22 protein-coding genes and 1 tRNA gene are annotated in these 21917 nt (G+C 59.5%); 14 read left to right on the top strand and 9 right to left on the bottom strand.

Annotated elements, in window-relative coordinates:
• The first annotated feature begins 46 nt into the window (after positions 1-46).
• The 5 genes from ACPWR9_RS08810 (at position 47) to ACPWR9_RS08790 (ending at position 8221) form a co-directional block, all read left to right on the top strand.
• The gene (locus ACPWR9_RS08810) at positions 47-3232 is read left to right on the top strand and encodes an efflux RND transporter permease subunit (protein ID WP_426297304.1); all 3186 of its coding nucleotides are present in this window, start codon (positions 47-49) and stop codon (positions 3230-3232) included.
• Positions 3233-3244: 12 nt separating this feature from the next.
• The gene (locus tag ACPWR9_RS08805; RefSeq protein WP_426297305.1) at positions 3245-4795 is read left to right on the top strand and encodes an efflux transporter outer membrane subunit; all 1551 of its coding nucleotides are present in this window, start codon (positions 3245-3247) and stop codon (positions 4793-4795) included.
• Positions 4796-5201: 406 nt separating this feature from the next.
• Positions 5202-5612 (top strand): RcnB family protein, encoded by a 411-nt coding sequence (locus tag ACPWR9_RS08800; protein ID WP_426297306.1) that lies wholly within the window; start codon positions 5202-5204, stop codon positions 5610-5612.
• Between the two features lie 343 nt (positions 5613-5955).
• The gene (locus tag ACPWR9_RS08795; protein WP_426297307.1) at positions 5956-7074 is read left to right on the top strand and encodes an HPP family protein; all 1119 of its coding nucleotides are present in this window, start codon (positions 5956-5958) and stop codon (positions 7072-7074) included.
• A gap of 322 nt (positions 7075-7396) precedes the next feature.
• Complete coding sequence (locus tag ACPWR9_RS08790; RefSeq protein ID WP_426297308.1) at positions 7397-8221, top strand: hypothetical protein; 825 nt, start codon at positions 7397-7399, stop codon at positions 8219-8221.
• 9 nt (positions 8222-8230) lie between these two features.
• On the opposite strand, the gene ACPWR9_RS08785 is transcribed toward ACPWR9_RS08790, so the two are convergent.
• From ACPWR9_RS08785 to ACPWR9_RS08775, 3 genes are all read right to left on the bottom strand, one after another.
• Positions 8231-8560: a hypothetical protein gene (locus ACPWR9_RS08785; protein WP_426297309.1), complete on the bottom strand. Its 330-nt coding sequence runs from the start codon at positions 8558-8560 to the stop codon at positions 8231-8233.
• A gap of 142 nt (positions 8561-8702) precedes the next feature.
• Positions 8703-9533 (bottom strand): type I methionyl aminopeptidase, encoded by an 831-nt coding sequence (gene map / locus ACPWR9_RS08780; RefSeq protein WP_426297310.1) that lies wholly within the window; start codon positions 9531-9533, stop codon positions 8703-8705.
• A complete protein-coding gene (locus ACPWR9_RS08775) occupies positions 9533-9805 on the bottom strand; it encodes a ParD-like family protein (RefSeq protein ID WP_426297311.1) in 273 nt (90 codons plus the stop codon). Before ACPWR9_RS08775 ends, map begins: the two co-directional genes overlap by 1 nt.
• Before the next feature lie 142 nt (positions 9806-9947).
• On the opposite strand from ACPWR9_RS08775, the gene ACPWR9_RS08770 reads away from it, so the two are divergent.
• Positions 9948-10745: a CPBP family intramembrane glutamic endopeptidase gene (locus tag ACPWR9_RS08770; protein ID WP_426297312.1), complete on the top strand. Its 798-nt coding sequence runs from the start codon at positions 9948-9950 to the stop codon at positions 10743-10745.
• A gap of 74 nt (positions 10746-10819) precedes the next feature.
• On the opposite strand, the gene hutC is transcribed toward ACPWR9_RS08770, so the two are convergent.
• The gene (gene hutC, locus ACPWR9_RS08765; RefSeq protein ID WP_426297313.1) at positions 10820-11590 is read right to left on the bottom strand and encodes a histidine utilization repressor; all 771 of its coding nucleotides are present in this window, start codon (positions 11588-11590) and stop codon (positions 10820-10822) included.
• Positions 11591-11657: 67 nt separating this feature from the next.
• Entirely contained in the window at positions 11658-12467 is an 810-nt protein-coding gene (gene hutG / locus ACPWR9_RS08760) for an N-formylglutamate deformylase (RefSeq protein WP_426297314.1), read from the bottom strand.
• A gap of 234 nt (positions 12468-12701) precedes the next feature.
• Between hutG and ACPWR9_RS08755 the strand changes: the two genes are divergently transcribed.
• Entirely contained in the window at positions 12702-13163 is a 462-nt protein-coding gene (locus ACPWR9_RS08755; protein ID WP_426297999.1) for a GNAT family N-acetyltransferase, read from the top strand.
• Between the two features lie 19 nt (positions 13164-13182).
• Here ACPWR9_RS08755 and ACPWR9_RS08750 read toward each other — a convergent pair whose 3' ends face one another.
• The gene (locus ACPWR9_RS08750; protein WP_426297315.1) at positions 13183-13629 is read right to left on the bottom strand and encodes a winged helix-turn-helix transcriptional regulator; all 447 of its coding nucleotides are present in this window, start codon (positions 13627-13629) and stop codon (positions 13183-13185) included.
• A gap of 37 nt (positions 13630-13666) precedes the next feature.
• On the opposite strand from ACPWR9_RS08750, the gene ACPWR9_RS08745 reads away from it, so the two are divergent.
• The gene (locus ACPWR9_RS08745) at positions 13667-14611 is read left to right on the top strand and encodes an aromatic alcohol reductase (RefSeq protein WP_426297316.1); all 945 of its coding nucleotides are present in this window, start codon (positions 13667-13669) and stop codon (positions 14609-14611) included.
• 384 nt (positions 14612-14995) lie between these two features.
• Entirely contained in the window at positions 14996-15250 is a 255-nt protein-coding gene (locus tag ACPWR9_RS08740) for a hypothetical protein (protein WP_426297317.1), read from the top strand.
• Positions 15251-15361: 111 nt separating this feature from the next.
• Here the strand turns inward: ACPWR9_RS08740 and ACPWR9_RS08735 are convergent, their stop codons facing one another.
• Complete coding sequence (locus tag ACPWR9_RS08735; protein WP_426297318.1) at positions 15362-15727, bottom strand: Rid family hydrolase; 366 nt, start codon at positions 15725-15727, stop codon at positions 15362-15364.
• A gap of 206 nt (positions 15728-15933) precedes the next feature.
• Positions 15934-17238 (bottom strand): dicarboxylate/amino acid:cation symporter, encoded by a 1305-nt coding sequence (locus ACPWR9_RS08730; protein WP_426297319.1) that lies wholly within the window; start codon positions 17236-17238, stop codon positions 15934-15936.
• Positions 17239-17512: 274 nt separating this feature from the next.
• Here ACPWR9_RS08730 and ACPWR9_RS08725 point away from each other — a divergent pair, with 274 nt between their 5' ends.
• The 4 genes from ACPWR9_RS08725 to ACPWR9_RS08710 all read left to right on the top strand — a co-directional run bounded on the left by ACPWR9_RS08725 (position 17513) and on the right by ACPWR9_RS08710 (position 21029).
• The gene (locus ACPWR9_RS08725; RefSeq protein ID WP_426297320.1) at positions 17513-18463 is read left to right on the top strand and encodes an ornithine cyclodeaminase family protein; all 951 of its coding nucleotides are present in this window, start codon (positions 17513-17515) and stop codon (positions 18461-18463) included.
• Between the two features lie 59 nt (positions 18464-18522).
• Positions 18523-19626 (top strand): PrpF domain-containing protein, encoded by a 1104-nt coding sequence (locus ACPWR9_RS08720; protein WP_426297321.1) that lies wholly within the window; start codon positions 18523-18525, stop codon positions 19624-19626.
• Positions 19627-19694: 68 nt separating this feature from the next.
• On the top strand, positions 19695-20396 hold the full coding sequence (locus ACPWR9_RS08715) for a GntR family transcriptional regulator (RefSeq protein ID WP_426297322.1): 702 nt from the start codon (positions 19695-19697) through the stop codon (positions 20394-20396).
• Between the two features lie 9 nt (positions 20397-20405).
• Positions 20406-21029 (top strand): glutathione S-transferase family protein, encoded by a 624-nt coding sequence (locus ACPWR9_RS08710; protein ID WP_426297323.1) that lies wholly within the window; start codon positions 20406-20408, stop codon positions 21027-21029.
• Between the two features lie 57 nt (positions 21030-21086).
• Here the strand turns inward: ACPWR9_RS08710 and ACPWR9_RS08705 are convergent.
• Positions 21087-21173: transfer RNA gene (locus tag ACPWR9_RS08705), tRNA-Leu, on the bottom strand.
• Between the two features lie 235 nt (positions 21174-21408).
• Here ACPWR9_RS08705 and ACPWR9_RS08700 point away from each other — a divergent pair.
• A complete protein-coding gene (locus ACPWR9_RS08700; RefSeq protein WP_426297324.1) occupies positions 21409-21819 on the top strand; it encodes a DUF427 domain-containing protein in 411 nt (136 codons plus the stop codon).
• The last annotated feature ends 98 nt before the right edge of the window (positions 21820-21917 follow it).

Below are 21917 nucleotides of genomic sequence, written 5' to 3'. Positions count from 1 at the left end.
GGCACCGTCACGAATTACACGCTGAACGACACCACAGAGTTTCGTAATGAACATCTCAAAATTCTTTATCGACCGACCTATCTTCGCAGGGGTGCTCTCGGTCATCACGCTGCTGGCCGGCTTAATCGCCGTGTTCCAGCTGCCGATTTCGGAATACCCGGAAGTGGTACCGCCGTCGGTCGTCGTGCACGCCCAATACCCCGGCGCCAACCCGAAGGTGATCGCTGAGACGGTGGCTTCGCCGCTCGAAGAGCAGATCAACGGTGTGGAAAACATGCTGTACATGCAGTCGCAAGCCAACAGCGACGGCAACCTCACCACGACCGTGACCTTCCGTCTGGGCACCGACCCGGACAAGGCGCAGCAGCTCGTGCAAAACCGTGTCTCGCAAGCGCTGCCGCGCCTGCCGGACGACGTGCAGCGTCTTGGCGTGACGACCATCAAGTCGTCGCCGACGCTCACGATGGTGGTGCACCTGATCTCGCCGAACGATCGCTACGACATGACCTACCTGCGCAACTACGCGCTCATCAACGTCAAGGATCGCCTCTCGCGTATCAAGGGCGTCGGTGAAGTGCAGTTGTGGGGTGCTGGCGACTACTCGATGCGTGTGTGGCTCGATCCGGCCAAGGTTGCCCAGCGCGGCCTGACGGCTTCGGATGTCGTGAAGGCAATCCGCGAGCAGAACGTGCAGGTGGCGGCCGGTGTGATCGGCGCGACCCCGGCTGGCCCGAATACCCCGCTGCAACTGAACGTGAATGCGCGTGGCCGTCTGAACACGGAAGAAGAGTTCCGCAACATCATCCTGAAGACCTCGCCTGACGGTGCCGTGACGCATCTGGGCGATGTGGCCCGCGTGCAACTCGACGCGTCGTCGTACAGCCTGCGCTCGTTGCTCGACAACAAGCCTGCGGTGGGTCTGGGTATCAACCAGTCGCCGGGCGCGAACTCGCTGCAAATCTCGGACGACGTCCGCGCAGCGATGGCTGACCTGCAAAAAGATATGCCGCCGGGCGTGGAATACCGCATCGAGTACGACCCGACGCAGTTCGTGCGTTCGTCGATCTCGGCCGTGGTGCACACGCTGCTCGAAGCCATTGCGCTGGTGGTGCTGGTGGTGATCGTGTTCCTGCAAACGTGGCGCGCGTCGATCATCCCGCTGCTCGCGGTGCCGGTGTCGATCGTCGGTACGTTCGCCCTGCTGCTCGGCTTCGGTTATTCGATCAACGCGTTGTCGTTGTTCGGGATGGTGCTGGCGATCGGTATCGTGGTGGACGATGCGATCGTGGTGGTGGAAAACGTCGAGCGGAACATCGCTGCCGGTCTCTCGCCGAAGGAAGCGACGTATCAGGCCATGCGGGAAGTGAGCGGTCCGATTATCGCGATTGCGCTCACGCTCGTGGCCGTGTTCGTGCCGCTGGCGTTCATGTCGGGCCTGACGGGTCAGTTCTATAAGCAGTTCGCCATGACCATCGCCATCTCGACGGTGATCTCGGCCTTCAACTCGCTGACGCTCTCGCCGGCCATGGCCGCCCTGCTGCTCAAGGACCATCACGCCAAGCCCGACTGGCTGACGCGTCAGATGAACCGCTATCTCGGTGGCTTCTTCGGTGCGTTCAACCGCGTGTTCCATCGCGGCTCGGAGAAGTACGGTCAGGGTGTGACCCGCGTGATCGGTCGCAAGGCCGTCATGATGGCGCTCTTCGCGGTACTGATCGGCATCACGGTGCTGCTTGGCAAGGTGGTCCCGGGTGGCTTCGTGCCTGCGCAGGATAAGGAATACCTGATCGCGTTTGCCCAATTGCCCAACGGCGCGTCGCTCGATCGCACCGACAAGGTGATCCGCGACATGTCGGAAATCGCACTGAAGACGCCTGGCGTGAAGAGCGCTGTGTCGTTCCCGGGGATGTCCGTCAACGGCTTCACCAACTCGTCGTCGGCAGGCATCGTGTTCGTCACGCTCAAGCCGTTCGACCAGCGTAAGGACAAGTCGCTGTCGGCCGCTGCGATCGCCGCCAAGTTGAATGCGGAGTACCAGAAGAACAAGGACTCGTTCATCGCCGTGTTCCCGCCCCCGCCGGTGATGGGTCTGGGTACGCTCGGCGGTTTCAAGCTGCAAGTGGAAGACCGTGGCGCGCTCGGCTACGAAGCCCTCAACGATGCGACGCAAGCGTTCATCAAGAAGGCCTCGCAGACGAAGGAGCTGGGCCCGACGTTCTCGTCGTACCAGATCAACGTGCCGCAACTGAACGTGGATCTCGACCGTATCAAGGCCAAGCAGCTCGGCGTGCCGATCACCGACGTGTTCGACACCATGCAGATTTACCTCGGCTCGCTGTACGTGAACGACTTCAACAAGTTCGGCCGCGTGTATCAGGTGCGAGTGCAGGCCGATGCGCCGTTCCGTGCCCACGCCGACGATATCGGCCTGCTCAAGACGCGTAACAGCTCGGGAGACATGGTGCCGCTGTCGTCGCTGGTGAAGGTCACGCCGACGTATGGCCCGGAAATGGTGGTGCGCTACAACGGCTACACGGCGGCTGACATCAACGGAGGCCCGGCTCCGGGTTACTCGTCGGGTCAGGCACAGGCTGCGGTCGAGAAGATTGCTGCTGAAACCCTGCCGCGCGGTGTGAAGTTCGAATGGACCGACCTGACGTATCAGCAAATTCTGGCGGGCGACTCGGCGCTGTGGGTGTTCCCGATCTCGGTGCTGCTGGTGTTCCTGGTGCTCGCTGCGCAGTACGAGAGCCTGACGCTGCCGCTGGCCGTGATCATGATCGTGCCGATGAGCATCATGTCTGCGCTGTTCGGTGTGTGGCTGACGCGCGGGGATAACAACATCTTCACGCAGATCGGTTTGATGGTGCTGGTGGGGTTGTCGGCGAAGAACGCGATTCTGATCGTGGAATTTGCGCGGGAACTGGAAATGCAAGGCCGTACGGCCGTGGCTGCGGCCATTGAAGCAAGCCGACTGCGTCTGCGCCCGATTTTGATGACGTCTATCGCGTTCATCATGGGTGTGGTGCCGCTGGTGATGTCGACCGGCGCGGGTTCGGAAATGCGTCATGCCATGGGTGTGGCCGTGTTCTTCGGCATGATCGGCGTGACCGGATTCGGTCTGGTGCTGACGCCGGTGTTCTACGTGCTGCTGCGTACGCTGGCTGGCAAGAAGCCGCTGCATAGTGCGCACGCGTCGACCATGCCCACCAACGTCAAGGCCGAAGTCTGAAGGATGCCAATCATGCAATCGCAATGGATTAAACGCAGTCTGGGTGTTTCGGGCTTGCTCGCCACGCTGCTGGTGGTGGCGGGCTGCTCGATGGCCCCCACGTATGAAGTGCCGAAGGTGACCGATAAAGGCACGCCGACGGCGTTCAAGGAAGACGCTCCGCTGTCGGCTGCCGACGCGGGCACGTGGAAGACCGCGCAGCCGTCGGAAGCGGTGGCGCGCGGTGAATGGTGGAAGGTGTTCGGCGACGCGACGCTCGACAAGCTCGAAGACGACGCGCTCGCGGCCAACCAGAATCTGGCGGCGGCGGCGGCGCGTGTGAAGGAAGCGCGCGGCGTGCAGCGTCAGGCTCGCGCCGCCCTCTTCCCGACGCTCGATGCGGGCTTCGGCCCGACGCGTCAGAAGATCTCGCCCGCTTCGCAGTTGCAGCCGGACGGCAACAACATCGCGCCGTACACGCTGTGGCGTGCACAGGCGAGCGTGGGCTACGAAGTGGATCTGTTCGGGCGCGTGTCGGATAACGTCGCTGCGGCCCGTGCGGACGCCGAGCAAAGCGAAGCGCTGTACCGTTCGGTGCAGCTCGCCTTGCAGGCCGACGTGGCGCAGAACTACTTCAACCTGCGTGAGCTCGACGCTGAACAAGCGCTGTACACGCAGACCGTGAAGTTGCGTGAGGATGCCCTGAAGTTGGTGCAGCGTCGTTTCACGGAAGGCGATATCGACGAGTTGGACGTGGCGCGCGCCAAGGCTGAATTGGCCACGGCCCAATCGGATTCGCTGGCCGTGGCGCGCCTTCGTGCCGCGTCGGAGCATAGCCTCGCGATTCTGCTGGGTAAGACGCCTGCGGAGTTCTCGTACACGCCGACGCCGCTGGTGCCGGTGAACGTGCGGATTCCGGCTGGTCTGCCTTCTGCCCTGCTGGAGCGCCGCCCGGATATCGCGGCGGCGGAACGTGCGATGGCAGCCGCCAATGCGCGTATCGGTGTGGCGAAGGCCGCGTTCTTCCCGTCGCTGTCGTTGACGGGTTCGGGCGGGTTCGAGGCGGCAACGTTGGGTGACTTGTTCAACTGGTCGAGCCGTACGTTCTTGCTCGGCCCGGCCGTGGGCGGTTTGCTCTCGTTGCCAATCTTCGACGGCGGCGCGCGCAGCGGCAATCTGTCGCGTGCCCGTGCGCAGTACGAAGAAGATGTCGCGAACTATCGCCAGCAAGTGCTCGTGGCATTCCGTGATGTTGAAGACAACCTGTCGAACCTGCGCTTGCTTGCCGAGCAGACGCGCGCGCAGGACGATGCCGTGAAGGCGTCGAATCGTGCCGCGCAACTCTCGCGCACGCAATATAAGGAAGGCTCGATTGCGTATCTGGATGTCATCGATGCCGAGCGCACGGTGTTGCAGGCGCAGCGCAGCGCGGTGCAGTTGGCCGGTGCGCAAGCCGTATCGACCGTCAACTTGATCCGCGCGCTGGGTGGCGGGTGGGGTGATGTGCCAGCGGCACAGCCTGCGCCTGACGCAGCGGCGCCGGTGGCGGCTGTGGTGAATCCCGCCACCGTCGCCGCTCGATAAGTGATGAAAAGACGTAAATGCAAGTGAAGTGATTTAGCCCCGTAGCCAACCGAAAGCATCGGGCCGGCGGCCGTCCTCGTGTCCCCCAAGGCGAGCGGCGCGTGGAGTTGCCCCCTCCCATTGCGCGCCATGCGCGCCGCCGGTTTCGATGCTCCTCTGCTTGGTATAGCGGCACCCCGTTTTAACAGTTTCTTCCCTGCGTCCCTGCTTGCCCGGTGTCTGTCCGATGTCAATCGACGTCCGACATGCCCGGGCTCTTTTTTATGCTGCGATGGTAGGATGGCCCTACGGTTGCCCTCACGCGCATTGCGTATGCAGTGCGTCTGACTGGCAGCCGTTACTGGCAAGTCATCTCGAATGCTTCCCCCGCGTGCGGTCGCTAGATCTCACGAAAAGGAGTGCAAGAATGAAGATGCGCAAGACGTTGTCGATGTGTCTCGCCGCCGCTCTGGCGGTGTCATCCACCCTCGCCCTCGCCCAGGGCGGTCCGCCGCAAGGGCGTCCGGACGATCACCGAGGTCCGCCGCCGGGTCATGGCCCGCAACACGGCGGACCACCGCCGGGACACGGCCCGCAGCATGGCGGACCGCCGCCGCGCGGCCCCGCCGAAGATACCTGGCAGCATCCCGACTGGCGCAAGGGCGACCGCATGCCGCAGCAGTATCGCGATCGCCAGTACGTCGTCGAAAACTATCGCGATTACCACCTGCCGCCGCCGCGCCGCGGCTATCAATGGGTTGGGGTCGGCGGTGACTTCCTGCTCGTGGCCATCGCCAGCGGTGTCATCGCAGACATGGTGGTCAACGGCGGACGCTAGCCACCCGCCCCTGTGAACACAGCGAATTCCCGCTGACTTGCCAAACAGCGGCAGGGCCTCAAAGCCCTGCCGCTTTTTCATTTTCACCGCAGTCATCGCGCTCCCCTCCCAGCAACGTGCTGTCGCGCGTGTCGCCAGAAGACATCTCCCCTGCATCGTCTCGTTTTCCACCTTTTGGTGCATCGCATTGCCAACGCGTGGGGCAATGCCGGGATTTCGCTGCGTTGCAGCACTAAAATCACGCGTTCATGCTCTCCCAATCCATCGATATACGATATATCATGCACAAAATATCAATCGATTGCCCCATCTCGGTGCGGTCGGCGGAGGGGACGACATGGCAATGACGCAACGTGATGTAAGGCAATGGTTGACCGGTTTTCTGCCCGCTGTAGTGGCGGTGCAATGGCGCGAGCGGTTACGCGCCGGGGTGGGTGCCCTGTGCGGCATCGCCTTCACTGGTGGCTTGATGCTCTGGATGCTCGGCCCCGCAACTTATATCCCTTGGCTGGTCGCCCCGATGGGGGCCTCCGCAGTCTTGTTGTTCGGCGTTCCTGCCAGTCCCCTCGCGCAACCGTGGTCGATCCTCGGCGGCAATCTCATCTCGGCGTTCGTCGGTGTGACGTGCGCCATGTTTATTCCGTCGCCGGTGGTGGCGGCTGCGGCGGCGGTCGGTATCTCGATTGCGCTGATGTTTACGCTGCGCTGCGTGCATCCGCCTTCAGGTGCTGTCGCACTCACGGCAGTGCTCGGCGGTCCGGCCGTGCACTCGCTCGGCTACGGGTTCTTGCTGGAGCCGATCGCCGTGCAGTCTGTTGCGCTGCTCGCGGCGGCGATTGCTTATCACGCGATCACGGGTCATCGGTACCCGCACGTGGCACGCGCTCAAGCGGCACCGGCCCGCGCGGCCGATGCGGCTGGCGTTCAAGTCACCACGGCCGATGCCGAAAAGGCGCTTGCGCGACATAGCGAACTGCTCTCCATTTCAGCCGACGATCTGGCCGATCTGCTGCGCGACACCCAACGGGAAGCCTATGCCCGACGTGCCCGCGAGCTGACCGTGGGCGATGTGATGACCCCGCCGGTCGCACACGTCAATGCGCATGATGTAGCACCGACCGCTTGGCGCTTGTTGCAACGGCATGGTCTCGATGCGTTGCCGGTCGTCGATGCCGACGCCCGGGTCATCGGACTGGTTTCCCGTCACGATCTGCATTCGCGTCGCGCGCGTGGACAGCGTTGGCCGCGCTTCGGTGCGGGCCTGAGTGCCGGGCCACGTCCGTCCATTCGCGAAATGATGCAGACGGACATGAAGTCGGCCACGGTCGGTATGCCGCTCTCGGAAATCGTCCCGCTGCTGGCGACCCAACGCCACGGCACGGTGCCGGTGCTGGACGAAGCCGCTCGGCTCATCGGCGTGATTACGCACGCGGAAGTGCTGCGTAAGGTGATGTCGTCCTGATCTGATTCACATGCCGTCCGGATGCCATCCGGGCGGCATGCTGTTTTTCGCAGACCGAAACACGTCGACCGTTCGTGTCGACGCTTCCCTCCAAACGCCCTGCCCTAGCGCCGCCCGCCATTTGTCAGTCATTCACCGATCTGTGAGAATGGCGGCGTCGTGACATGCTGCTGCGCGCGCAATAACGTATTCGATGAACAAGCGCGCCCTGCCATCGCCGGGCATGCCGCGACGGGTCAACCACCCGCGCTCCTCAGCCGCTCCGGGACGCGTCATTGCCGCACAGCTTCGGATCACGAAGCGACATACGCTCAGGGGAATCATGGAACCGATCACGTTCAAGCAGTGTTTCACGGGAGCATGGCGCGACGGATGGAATGCTCTGCGCAGTCGTCCGCTGTTGAGTCTGACGGTGGCCGTCATCGGACTGGTCTCGAACGCCGTCAGCGTCTCGATCAAACAACTCGCCCTGACGATGGCGCAAAACGGCGACGCGCCTTCGAGTCGTATGGGGCTCGTCGGCATGGCGCTCGTCGTGGGTATCGTGAATGTGCTTGCCTACACGGTGCTTGCGCTTCATGTCTACCGGCAAACGGTGCTCGGTGTCGACGCCGCGCGGCAAGCCCGTTGGTATCGCGATCTGGGGCGCTACATTTGGACGACGATCCAGTTCGGCGTTGGCGTAGGTGTCGTGTGGGCCATCGTTCTCGTGGTCGCCGCATTAGCGATGCGAGGCGTGGCGCAGGGCGCGAGCTACGCCGTGATCTCCACCGTTCTCACGTTGCTGCTTTGCGCAATGCTGTTCGTGTTTGTGCGCGTATCGCTCATCTTCCCGCAGATCGCTGTCGAGAGAAGCAAACGCTGGGGAGCCGCTTGGGACGACTCACGCGGACACTTCTGGGTGATGTTCGGCACGGCATTCGTGACGATGCTGCCGCTACTCGTCGCTGGCGTGATCCTGACGATTGTCTTCGGCGGGATCATGCAACTCATGCCGAGTGCCACGACGCTGGTGCTTGGCACGCTCATCATTCAGACCGTCCTCGCGGTCGTGTGGATTGCGGTGGGCGCGGGTGTGCATGGCTGGATATATCTGCGTTACGCCGACAAACTGCTCACCCTCGAAGACGCCCCGGACGATCTTTGAGCGCGGGCGTCAGTCCTTCGAAATCACCAGTTGCGTGGCCAGTCCGTGCTGCACTTGCGGCACGACGGCCAGCCGCACTTCGATCACTTCCGCATCGCCCTGCTGCACAGCCATCGGCATGGCATAGACGCACGCGTGCACGCGCTGCACGATGAGCGCGCCGTTTGGCTTTTGATAGGGAGTAAAGCGCATGCTCGCCAGGCGGTCGAGCAGGAAGTTGGCGACGTCGCCGTCGGCGAGCACTTCCACGCCAATGATCCGGGCAAACTCGTCGTGAGCGAAACGGCGCGCCAAAGCTGCCGTTTCCACGAGATTCCCTTCGTCTGCTATCACTTTCATGATGTGTCTGGGATGTCCGCGGTACGCACGCGGGCGGCGTTAGCACGCCGCCGTATATTGCGTGACGAGAAATCCTAGCATGCGAACGCCCCCATTCGCATCATCCGAATGGGGGCGTTTTGAGGGGTACTCAGTGCGTGACTCAGGCAGCGTTTGCTGTCGCTGGGCTGCTGCTGAGCGGGCCGAAGCGCTCGTATTCGCCCAGCCCGTCGGGCCATTGCGTGAGCACTTCGAAGCCGGTTTCAGTCACGGCCACCATGTGTTCCCATTGGGCGGAGAGCGAGCGGTCGCGCGTGACCACGGTCCAGCCGTCGCCCAATTGCTTGGTGTCGGACTTACCGGCGTTCACCATCGGCTCGATCGTGAAGATCATGCCGGGCTTGAGCGTAAGCCCCGTGCCGGGGCGGCCGTAGTGGAGCACCTGCGGATCGTCGTGATACGTGGTGCCGATGCCGTGGCCGCAGTAGTCGCGCACGATGCTGAAGCCTTCGCGATGCGCCACCGTTTGAATGGCATAGCCCACGTCGCCAAGCGTAGCGCCTGGACGCACGGCACGAATGCCGGCGAGCATGGCTTCGTAGGTGGTGTCGACCAGACGCTTGGCGAGAATGCCCGGCTTGCCCGCGTAATACATACGGCTCGTGTCGCCGAACCAGCCGTCTTTGATCAACGCCACGTCGATATTGACGATATCGCCGTCATGCAGTCGCTTATCGCCGGGAATGCCGTGGCAGACCACGTGATTGACCGACGTGCACACCGTCTTCGGATAGCCGTGATAGCCAATGTTGGCGGGCACGGCCTTCAGTTCATTAACGATGAAGTCGTGGCAAATGCGGTCGAGCTCATCGGTCGTCACACCGGGTTTGACGTGTTCGCCGATCATGGCGAGCACTTGGGCGGCCAACTGGCCTGCGTGACGCGAGAGGGCGACTTCTTCTTTCGAGCGGATAACAACGTGTTCGCGCACCATTACGCCACCTTGTTGAATGCGGTGACAGGTGCACCGGTTGTTGGAGAAACGGCGGTCGCTGGCAGTGTGGCAGTAGCCACGGATGCCGCGGAGGCGCCGTCGGATTCGATGAGATGGCGGCAAATCTCGCCATAACTCAGGGTGGGATTGAGCTCGGCGAGCATGCCGACGCGCAGCCAATGCTCGGCTTGCGCATTGATCGAGCGACTGAGGGCGCCACTCGTGTTGCGCAATGCCTCGTGCATCTGCTCCGATATCTTGACGATACCCATGTTGCGGACCTCTTGTATACGAAATAGCTACGAAACGTATATTAGCAGGTCGAGGGGGATTTGTCAGGGGTGGGAGCACATCGGCGGGTGTCAACGTGGGCGGTAGCGCCTCTTATAGGCCCCACTGGCACAGGCATTTCATATGGCGTTGCGAGAATTGCGTGAACAAAAACCGCCGTCCCCGTCCGCAGGCACCATGACACCCCAGCACTTCGCCCTCGCGAGCCTGTTGCCTCTCGCCGCAACCGCACCGCTCGTTGTCCTCTCGCAATTCAAAATGCCGGTTATGCAATGGCGATATATCGGTGTGGCCGTCGCACTGTTCATTCTTAGCTCGTTGTCGCTTTACTTACCAGTGATGGTTCCCGTATTTCAACTCGGACACTATGCCTGGACAGGAAAAATCATCAGTGCAGGTGTGGTGTACATCGTCTTATTGAATTGGCGTTCCGCCGCACCCGGGCGTGAATACCTGACGATCACGCAACGGATTGAACACCCGCGAACTGCCGCGCTTTCCGGCGTATTGCTGGCAGTCATTCCGATTGCACTTTGGCTACGCGCCGATTCGCCGACAGTCGTCATCCCCGGATGGGAGCAACTGCTCTTTCAAGCCACGCTGCCCGGCATTGATGAAGAGGCATGCTTCCGCGCGGGCATCATGGGTTGCTTGCTGGCGGCGTTCCGTAATGATCCAAAGAACCGCGCGGATTACATTTCCGCGGCCATTCGGGCAGTAACGATCAGCAGCGCCCTATTTGGCTTCGCGCACGGACTCAGCATCGACCATCGCTTCGAGATGCACTTCAACTTATTCGCTGTGCTGTTGACCGGCACAGTCGGCGCCCTACTCGCGATGCTGACCATCAGTACAGGGTCTATCGTGCTTCCGATTGTTGCGCACAACTTGCTGAACGTCGTGTTGTCTTTTCAGGGCTAATGAAAAAGTCACCATGACCGCCCGCCGCAATTGCGTTGGCCTGTCTAGAGCAAGTGCAGCGCACTGCCGCACGATTACCGCGTGATGTTATCCGCAGGAAACCGACTACCCAACACGTAGCGATTGGCGGGGTGATAGCAACGCACCATCGTGACGACTGAGCCTCGGGTCCACGTTCTGCGGAACAGCACCAGACACGGCTGCGTCGGGTCCATTTGCAGCAGCGAGGCTTGCTTCTTGGTCGGCAGCGTTGCGTCGACGATGTGCTCGATCTCGTCGACCGGGACCGCTCTGAGTAGAAACGCCGCCGGGGTCTCCTCCGTGAACGTTTGATTGACAAAGTCCGGCGCCATGAATTGATTGACGTAGCGATCTTCCAATTGCACTGGCACTTCGTTTTCTAAGTGAACGCAGACGGAATGCGCCACGAGCTGACCGGTCGGCAGCCCCATCGCGCCCGCGATTTCCGGCGTCGCGGGCACACTTTCCACCGAGATCACATGGCATTGATAACGATGCCCGCGACGGCGGATTTCTTCGGCGATATTCGCGATATGAAGCAGTGTGGATTGCGGGCGGGGTTCAGCAACGAAGGTGCCAACACCTGCGACACGCTCGACGCGCCCTTCTTTCGCCAATTCGCGCAGCGCGCGATTCACCGTCATCCGCGAAATGCCGAATTGCTCGACCAGTTCCTGTTCAGACGGAACGCGGTCACCCGGCACCCACTCTTTCGAGGCGATCTTGCCTTCGATGTAATCGCGGACTTGTTGATAAAGCGCAGATGGCTTAGCGCTAGAGAATGGGGTCGGCACGGCGCTGGCGTTGGATTTCGGGGAAGACATGAATGGAGCCCGCATGAATTGTGCTCACATGATAATGCATGTCTATATCACCTCTGGCCTGGCAATTTCAACGCCCTTCTAGAAAATTCAGCATGGTTTCCAACATGCGGCGCAGATGTGGGGAAATTCCCTTCGCGGTTTCCGGCATATATTCGTATGGCGGGTGTTCCGCCATGTAACACGACCACGTCATTTCGAGTTGTACGGCGTGCACGTTGTTGGCGGGTTGGCCGTAGTGGCGCGTGATATAGCCGCCGGTAAAACGTCCGTTGAGCACGCTGGTATAGCCGGAGGCTGACTTGGCGTCGGCTAGCAGGCGATCTCCTAATGCTGCGGCGCAACTCGTGCCCTTGCCGGTGCCGAGATTCAGATCGGTGAGTTTTCCTTCGAAGAAACGCGGCACGACGGAGCAGATGGAATGCGCATCCCAGAGACCGGCGACGCCATGCACCGCACGAATGCGGGCCAATTCGGCGGTAAGTTGCTGGTGATACGGTTCCCAAATCGTTTTGCGCCGGTCGTCGATTTCTGCTTCGTCTGGCTCGTCGCCGGGTTTCGCGTAAATCGGCGTGTTGTCGAAGATGTCGGTCGGGCAAAGGCTGGTTACGCTTTGGCCGGGATACAGACTCGCGTTGTCAGGCGGGCGATTTAGATCGATGACGTATCGAGAATGCGTGGCCACCAGCACGGACGCGCCAAGTTCATCGGCAAAGTCGTAGAGACGTTCGAGATGCCAGTCGGTGTCGGGGACTTGCTGCGCTGCATCAGTGAAGCGCGCCGCGAGCGCTGGAGGCACATACGTTCCCGCATGCGGTATCGAGATCAGAAGCGGCCGGGTGCCCTGCCGGAATCGAAAAGGCGGTTCGTGAGTCTGCATAGCGTGGGTTTGGGTAGGTGCAGCGTCACTCACTCTGCAATTGGGGACGCGACAAGTCAAGGGAGACGAAAATCGCGCTCGCCGGTGGAAATCCGCTGCCGACGTGGGGGATGAGTCGGACTTATCGGCGTATTCATGGCGCTATGAATCGCTGGCGCGTTGGCTCTCGGCGATGAGGCGCTCCGCTTTTACACTCGGTTCAACTGGTCAATTGTTCAACTGAGAGCACGATTTATGAGCGAGTCATTGGTAGTGCGCGATGTGGTGCCATCGGATTTCGAAGCATGGTTGCCGCTTTGGAATGGATATAACGAGTTTTACGGGCGTGTTGGCGCGACGGCGCTTCCCAAGGAAATTACAGAGATCACGTGGAAGCGTTTCTTTGACGGCTATGAACCGATGCACGCCATGGTCGCGGAGTTGGATGGCCAAATCCTCGGGCTAGTGCATTTCTTGTATCACCGTCACACGACGATGGCTGGCCCCATCTGCTATTTGCAGGACCTCTTCACCGTTCAGGCAGCGCGCGGCAAGGGCGTGGGACGTGCGTTGATTGAAGCGGTGTATGCCGAAGCGAAGAAAGCGGGTTCTGAGCGGGTTTATTGGCAAACCCATGAGACGAACGAAACCGCGATGCGACTTTACGATCAAGTGGCGACGAAGTCGGGGTTTGTTGTGTATCGAAAGGCGCTGTAGGTTGTCGCGAGCGAGCCAGTTAGGCCGATGTATCGTCGTAGCGCTGCCGTGCGTCACGAAAGTCAGCGGCATTGTCGATGACCCAACGCCAAAGGGGCATCATGCCGACCAACAGACCGCGTCCTAATTCGGTCAAACGATAATCGACGCGCGGCGGGACTTCGCCATAGTCCTTTCTGGCGATCAAACCGTCGCGCTCCAACTGACGCAACGTTCGCGTGAGCATGCGTTGCGTCACGCCCTCCAGTTGGCGCGCGAGTTCTGCATGCCGCAACGGGCCGCCGACACCCAAGGCATGCACCACACCTAGCGACCAACGATTTCCCGCATGCGCGAGAATTTCGCGCTTGAGCCCGTCGTCGTCCGCGGACAGGGCGTCGCAAGCCTCTTGCGACTGTCGCACGATCTCTTCGAACGACGGCGACGACGGCAGTATCACTGGTGTGCCTTCTTCTCGCGGGCTCATAACGCTCCTATGATTTGCCACTCACTAGGAGTTGCAAATGACCATTCAAAATTCGCCGTCCGATTCCATCCTCGTGCTAGGCGCAGGAGAACTCGGCGCGTGCGTGCTGCGAGAACTTGCCGAACTTCGCGACGCGGGACAGGTGGGCACTGTCTCCGTGCTACTGCGCCCGGCCGCTGGCGCAACATCGTCCCACAGAGCCGACATCGTTGCCATGCTGGGGGCGCTTCGGGTTTCCATTGTCGAAGCGGATCTCGCTGTCGACAGCGAAGAAGACTTGGCCGCCATCTTCTCCGGATTCGACCAGATTATCTGCTGCACTGGATTTGTCGGTGGCCTTGGTACTCAACGGAAGATCACTGCTGCCGTTTTGGCGGCGGGCGTCGCGCATTACATCCCGTGGCAGTTTGGTGTGGATTACGACGTCGTTGGCCGGGGTAGCGGTCAGGATGTCTGGGATGAACAACTCGACGTGCGCGATATGTTGCGCGCTCAGGAGAGTGTTCGTTGGACGATTGTCTCGACAGGGATGTTCACAAGCTTTGTGGTTCTGCCTGCGTTTGGTCTCGTGGACCTAGAACGCGGTGTCGTGCGCGCGCTTGGCGAATGGGATTACGAATTAACCGTCACCACCCCGGAAGACATTGGCCGCTTGACCGCCTTCGTCGCAGCGAACCGGCGCGACTTCGAGGACAAGGTTGTTCACGTGGCTGGCGACACGTTCACGTACAACGAACTGGCCGATACGTTGGAGGTTGTGTTGAGTCGGTCATTCACTCGCGAACGCTTGAGCGTGCCGCAACTGCGGACTGATGTTGCCGAGCAACCCGAAGACGTGATGCGCAAATACCGCCTCGCCTTCGCGCGCAAAGATGGCGTTGCGTGGCCAAAAGATCAAACGCTTAACAGCAAACTAGGGATGACAGTGATTGATCTAGAGACGTGGCTGCGCGAGTGGAAAGCGCGGGGATATGATCGGTGATATTCGAATGTCGCCAACAAGGTGCTAGGAACTTTCCCCATGCATCGATGGGCGACTTCCGATTCTCGCGACTGACCATAATATCCAGGAATCGTCCGATTGTTTCGCACGTGCCACGCCAATAAGCTTCACATCGTCACGTCCCAAACGTGACCGGGTTTAGCAGCCCGATGATGAGTTGATGGGCACACGACCGCAGTGTTTTGCGGTCTTTGTGTGCAACACCCTTCGTGCGTAAATGCCATGGGTGGGCTTGGATTGGGACGCCTTCGGGCGTGCCGCTGAACCATACTCGTCGCGGTCTGCTAACCCAATCCAATGCCCGCCCACCCCCGCTTCGCGCGGCGGGTGCGGGATTCAACTGGTAAGCACGAGGACAACCGTATGGCGACGCAGCAACATCTCCCCATCCCTTCTCGCGACACGTTAGATCGTCTCAACGAACTCTCCGAACGACTCGTCGCACTCTCAATGGTTGGCGCAAATCAGCGCCACACACCGATTCCCGAGCAATTCAACGAAGCGTATTTCGATCAGATGAGCGACCTGTCGAGCGAGGTCTACAACCTGTGCCATCGCCTCGACGAAGATTTGAGCTATTTGCTGCCGAGTAGCGTGACGCCGTCGCAGTTGTCCTAACCGAAGCGAGCAGAGTTTCGGAAAATCGACTCGGCCACATTGACGGAACTGTACAAGTCCATGTGGCCGTAGCTTTGACCATGAGCTAGCGACACAGTTATCCCAGCACCACTATTGCGCCGCGAGGCTTCGCTGACCGACTGCGAAAACCTGCAATTCGAATTGCGACGATGCCGGCGTGGCCTGAACGCACGCTCGAGCGGGGGCTGCCCCTGACGGCAACCAGTCGGCCCATGCACGGTTGACTTCAGGCAGATTCGCAAGATCTTTCACAAAGATCATTGCAAATAGCATTTCGTCGCGCGTACCTCCAGCCTTGACCAAATATTTTTCAACTTTGTTAAGGGCCTCCAACGTTTGCTCGTACGGCGTGGCATCTGCGTTGTTGGGCACCTGTCCTGACACGAAGATAAAGTGCCCGGAAGCAACGGCTTTACTCAGCTTTTCAGTGGTGTCGAAACGAGTGATGTCAAACATATAAAACTCTCTACAGTGCGATGAAGATCCGATCGCTGCTTTGGCCCGTTCGGTTTTACCAAGCCGAGCAGCGCACGGGAAAAGATGAGGGGAAATGTTGAGGTGCCTACAGTGGCATCACTCGCATGAGGAGCCCTACCGAGAGCAGCTATCGAAGGTTGCTCTGCTTGACGCTGTCGGAACGTGGCCAAGCCGCACCTCGTCGCTTACGTTGAAAACGAACGGCCTGCCGACTCGCCCGCCCCAATAGTCGCGTCTTTGCTTGCCGCAGGTGCATCCACCGAGTCGTGCTTAGCCTCCCACTTCGCAACGACCGCCGTGGCAATGCCGTTCCCCGTGAGGTTCACGACGGTACGGGCCATATCGATGAACGTGTCTGCTGCGAGGAGGATTGCCAAACCCTCAATGGGAACACCGAACATAGGGAGCGTCGAGGCAACAACAACCAGCGACGCACGCGGAACGCCGGCGGCGCCTTTGCTGGCCACCAACATGATGAACATCATTCCAATTTGTTGAAGCAAGGACACGTGGATGCCGTAGGCCTGCAACAAAAAGACGGTAGCGAATGCTTGATACATCATGACCCCGTCCGCATTGAAGGAATATCCGAGCGGGAGGATGAGTGATGAGATGCGATAGGGAACGCCCACCTTGGCGAGCTGCTCAAGCATTTTGGGGAACGCAGCTTCACTGCTCGACGTCGAGAAGCCGATGATCATGGGCGTTCTCATCGCGGAGAGCAGTCGGAACACGCCGCGCTTCAGGAACAGATATCCAACGGCGATCAGCGCGAACATCAAGATCGCGAACCCGCTGTAACAGGCAGCGATAAATTTGCCGTACACGAGGATAACGCCAAGGCCGTGTTCGACGATGGCGGACGCAGTCGCACCGAACACACCTACCGGCGCGAACCACATCACGAAATGGGTCAACTTGAGCATGATTTTCAAGATGCCCTCAATGGCCTGCGCGACGACTCCAGCGCTCGGCTCAACTTTGCGAATCGCAGACAACGCGAACCCGAAGAACACTGAGAAGACGACGATCGCAATGATGTCGTTTTGAGCCATGGCGGCAATTGCGCTTTGCGGCACCATGTGCGTCACAAACGCTTTGAAGTCGAGTGCGCCAGCACTGATATCGGTCTTCAGCGTGCCGTGCGGAAGCGGCATCCCGGCGCCAATGCCGTACATGTTGGCGAGCACCAGGCCAATCAGCAATGAGCAGATCGACGCGGTCAAGAACCATGCCATTGCCTTGGCGCCCAGTCGCCCCACTTCTTTCGGGCTCTCACTACCCAGCATTCCGGAAACAATCCCGGCGAAGACAAGTGGCGCGATGATCATTTTGATCATCCGCAAAAAAATGTCGGCAAGAAGGTGGAAGTAACCAGCGACCTCGACGTGCCAAGTCCCGTCTGGAAGTGTGATGTTGAGGATGTACCCGACGCCGATGCCGAGGAGCAATCCCAAGATGATGAACGTAGAAAGTCGTGGCTTCTTCAAGATTCGTCTCCAAGGTAATGTCGTCACCCCGAATCACAAGGATTCTGGATACAGGATTCTATTTTTGTGAGACAGAAATGCCTTGTCAAGCAAGGGTATGTCCGTAGTCATGAGGAATGAGTTGTCCTCGAAAGCCTTAGATTTTCATTATTTTTCATTAAAAACAACAATCTAAATTCAAAACTGATGTCCAGGCGTTCTCCGATACGGGGTGTTGCAACAGCGATTCACATCGGATATTCTTGGATACAGGATTCAATTTTTGGAGGTTTGGGTGATCCACGTTACCGACGATCAGGTCAATTTGACTGTGACAGCGGCGGATGCGCAGCGAGTGATGCAGGAAGCATTCGCCAGCTTCGGCGTCGATCAGAGTGCGGTTCAGGAGCGAGTCAGAACGCAGGCGCAGGGGGTCAAGTTGTCCACGCTAGGCGCCGTACTGCCGCAGCAAGGGGTGGTCGGGGCCAAGGTGTACACGACGATCGCGGGGCAGTTCAATTTCGTCATATTGCTCTTTTCGGCAACTGATGGTCGCCCGCTCGCGACATTCGATGCCGGTGCAATCACGAGACTTCGCACCGCCGCCACGTCGATTGTTGCCGCCAAGTTTCTTGCCAGGCGAGATGCTCAGAAGCTCGCCCTTTTTGGCGCAGGGCAGCAGGGTATTGAACACGCGATACAGTTTTGCCGCGCATTTCCGATCGACGAAATCTCACTCGTCGATCCGTACGCGGGTGGCGATATCGTGAAGACGCTGGAGCGCGCTTGCGGCGTGCCGGTGTCGCTGCGCGAGCCGAACGATGCGGTGCGCTCCGCTGACATTGTGGTCACCGCATCACGATCGCCTACGCCGTTATTCTGCGGAGCTTCCCTGAAAGCGGGATGTTTCGTCGCAGCAATCGGTTCAAGCCTCCCCCACACCCGAGAGCTTGACGACGATGCATTGCAACGTGCATCGCTCGTGGTAGTCGATTGGCGCCTACAAGCGTTGAAGGAAGCCGGAGATCTGGTGCTTGCGCGCCCAGGCAGCTTGCCAGACGAGAAGGTCGTCGATCTCGCGCAGGTCGTGCTCGGCAAGACCAAGCGCTCCTCCGATGATGACATCGTGATCTACAAATCCGTCGGCATCGGCCTTCAGGACATTGCGCTAGCTGGATTTGCCTACACCGAAATCAGAACGGCCTCCGAGAAAGCACCGGATTCCAGCCCACGCACTTTGGAATGAGGCTTGTCTTCTGATTGGTCAAAGCGCAAGAAGCAAAACCTTAAGAAAGGAAACAGGTTGTGAGACACACGATAACGCCTATTTCTGCGTCGTATGTACGTGGTGGAACCAGTCGGGCGGTAATTTTCCGTTGGGATGACTTGCCGAGTGACCAGACTAAGTGGAAGTCGATTTTCCAGTCGGTTCTCGGTAGTCCCGACCTGGGAAGTAAGCAGCTTGACGGACTTGGTGGTGGGATAACGTCCCTATCAAAGGTTGCCGTCGTCCGACGATCATCAAGGCCTGGCGTCGATGTCGACTACTATTTCGTTCAAGTCGAGCCATCAACTGGTGAGATGTTGGTTGATGCCAACTGCGGAAATATCTCGTCGGCCATCGGTCCTTTTGCTGTGGATGAAGGTTGGGTGCACCCAGAGACTGGTGGTGCACGAGTTCGCATCTTCAATGAGAACAGCGGAAAGATCATCGAATCCAGATTCAATCCTGCTGCGGACGAATCTGAGTTTATCGAGATCGATGGCGTTGCAGGAAAGGCCATGCCGATCACCCTGTCTTTCGAAGATCCATCGAGTTCCATGGGGCGTGGCTTTCTCCCGACCGGGAACATCGTCGACACACTTGATGTCGCTGGCAAAAAACTTGAGGTAACGCTGCTCGATGTCGCCGTCCCTTGCGCCATTGTGGCGGCGAGTTCCGTCGGGATTAACGGTGACGATTCGTATACCGCACTTGTCGCCAACCGGGATTACGTCGATCTGATGCGAGAACTACGCGTTGCGGCGTCATTGCGCATGGGATTCTGCAGCGATGCACGGGAAGCGCGTGACGTCCTGGTGAACGTCCCGGATATCGTCGTCGTTTCGCCCGCGCCTCTGGGACGAGCTGGCATTACGGCCCGGTTCGTAAGCTGCGACCTCCCACACCGCGCCGCTCCGGTGACGTCGTCAATGGCCCTCGCAACCGCTTGCCTATCACCTGGCACGGTTGCCGCAGAGTTCACGGGCATCAATGACACCTCCGTGGTGACGATTCACCACCAATCTGGAGAACTGTCGATTGGCGTTCGGCTCCATCCAGACGGGCGCCCTCTGTCGACGGAAATACAACGTACAGCCCGACGCATCATGCAAGGCCAGGTACTGGTGCCGTTTTCAATGCCCTAACGAGCGAGACACCGCACTGAGTCCAGCCGAGCGCTATCATCCTGTCTTCAACAACGAGAAAGTCTGAGATGGATATGGAAGTGAAGGACGCCCCGACGAAAGGCGTACCCCTGTTTGACCAAGTCCACGGCGCGTTGTGGGGCATGATCATCAAGGGCGACATCAAACCGGGACAACGGCTAAAGGACAGCGAGTGGTCAACCAAGCTGAACGTCAGTCGCACGCCTGTGCGCGAAGCGATGCGCAAGCTGCAACAAGAGGGCGTCTTGTTACCCTTGGCTTCCGGCGGATATCAGGTCAAGGCGGTCAGTAACACTGACCTCGCTGAGCTCTACACCTGCCGAGCCGCCTTGGAGGCAATGGCGACTGAACTTGCGTCGCAACGCATGAAGGCCGGTGATGTCGCCCAGATCGCAAATGCTGTCTATGCCGCCGACGAGGCGATTGAAGCGGGACAGCTTGACGAAGCCTTCGCCCTGAACAGCAGTTTTCACAGGCAAATTCTCGAACTGTCGGGAAACAGCCACCTCAACTTCCTGTCGGAGACGCTGAACAAGATGGTCTTGTTCTACCGGTCCGCATTGTTGAACCGCGTTAAGCGCGACCCTCAATTGGCGAATGCCTATGTGGCTCGCTTGCGGATCAAACAGGAAGCACACCGAGAAATCATTGCGGCGATGGTTGCTGGGAAACACCGAGAAGCCGGTGAATTGATGCGGGAGCATGTCCTTGCGAGCATCAAGGAACTAACAACGGAAGAGCAACGCTAGGAAAAAAGCATGATCGACACGACCGTAACGGTTTGGGGGCGCCTGAATTCCGCAAATGTGCAAAAGGTACTTTGGTGCCTTGCTGATTTGCAAGTCGCATATCGCATAATTCCGGCCGGCGGAGTCGACGGTGGACTGGATACGGACGACTTTGCCAAGCTAAACCCGAACAAACTCGTCCCCGTGCTTGTCGACAAAGGAGTCGCGCTTTGGGAGTCGAACGTCATCGTTCGCTATCTTTGCAAGCAGTATGGTGCCCAACTTGCGTATCGCGACGATCCCTTGCAACAAGCGCTCGAGGAGCGTTGGGTTGATTGGTACGGTACAGAGCTTGGCGGTCTAATGACATCCCTCTGGGGGCATTTCAAGCGGGGGAAGACCCTGGAGCCTGCGCTGCTTACCTCTCGACTTGAACGGGCGGCTCAACTGTGGGACATCATTGATCGGGAACTGGCCGATCGCATCTTCATCGGCGGCAAAAGTCCGGGGGTCGCAGATTACTCGTTAGGTGCAGCCGTGCACCGTTGGGCATCGATCAGAGGCGACGCAGTCAGCGCCAACGTTTCTCGCTGGTATCAGGCGCTGGCTGCACGACCGGTATTCGAGCGGCACATCACCGCTGCGCCGTTGTAAGACGCGTTCCATCAGGGAAGAAGTGAGACCTACAAAACCGATGCCAAAACGGGGAGTTGGTGCGAGGAAGGGGACTCGAACCCCTACACCCTTTCGGGCGTCAGGACCTAAACCTGGTGCGTCTACCAATTTCGCCATCCTCGCAGCCCGTGGGTGTCGGGCACCTGGGTAAGGTGTCGACATCCCGGCATCGGGTCGACTGCATGCGTCCTGTCGGACATGAAAAGGGGCGACTGGTGCCGCCCCTGCTGCATGCGTCAAAGCAGGCGAGCATTCTACACGAAGTGAAAATCGGCGGCAATTGCCTTCCCACATGTCGATTGATGCGCGAGAAAACGATAGCGATACTGAGTCGACCGTACGTCATCTGGAGCCTCGAATGACCTCGCCATCAAACACCCCTCCCTCCGCGCGCAAGCAACTCATTCCCTCCCCCGATCATCCGATCACCGTCACCCCCTCAACCACACGCGTCGTCGTTCGCGCCAACGGACACGTCATCGCCGACACCCGCCATGCCCTCACGTTGCGCGAAGCGTCATATCCGCCAGTGCAATACATCCCGCGCGACGACGTCGACATGTCACGCCTAGTCCGCACCGAGCATCAGACTTACTGCCCCTACAAAGGCGACGCCTCGTACTACTCGATCGCCGCCTTAGGCGAAGCAGGTGAAAACGCGATCTGGACTTACGAGACGCCGTTCGATGCCGTCAAAAGCATCGCCAACTACGTCGCGTTCTACCCCAATCGCGTCGACATCGATGCGAGCGAACCGCTCGGCAATTGAAGCGCCACTGCATCAGGAAAGTACAACGTGACGCCATGCCTCACGCGGTGCAATGCTAGAATTCGCCCCAATTCATGGCATGGCCCCGGCTGCGCGAG

The organism is Pandoraea pneumonica (assembly GCF_049918595.1).
Taxonomy (GTDB): domain Bacteria; phylum Pseudomonadota; class Gammaproteobacteria; order Burkholderiales; family Burkholderiaceae; genus Pandoraea; species Pandoraea pneumonica_A.
This window is presented reverse-complemented; position numbering and strand designations above follow the sequence as displayed.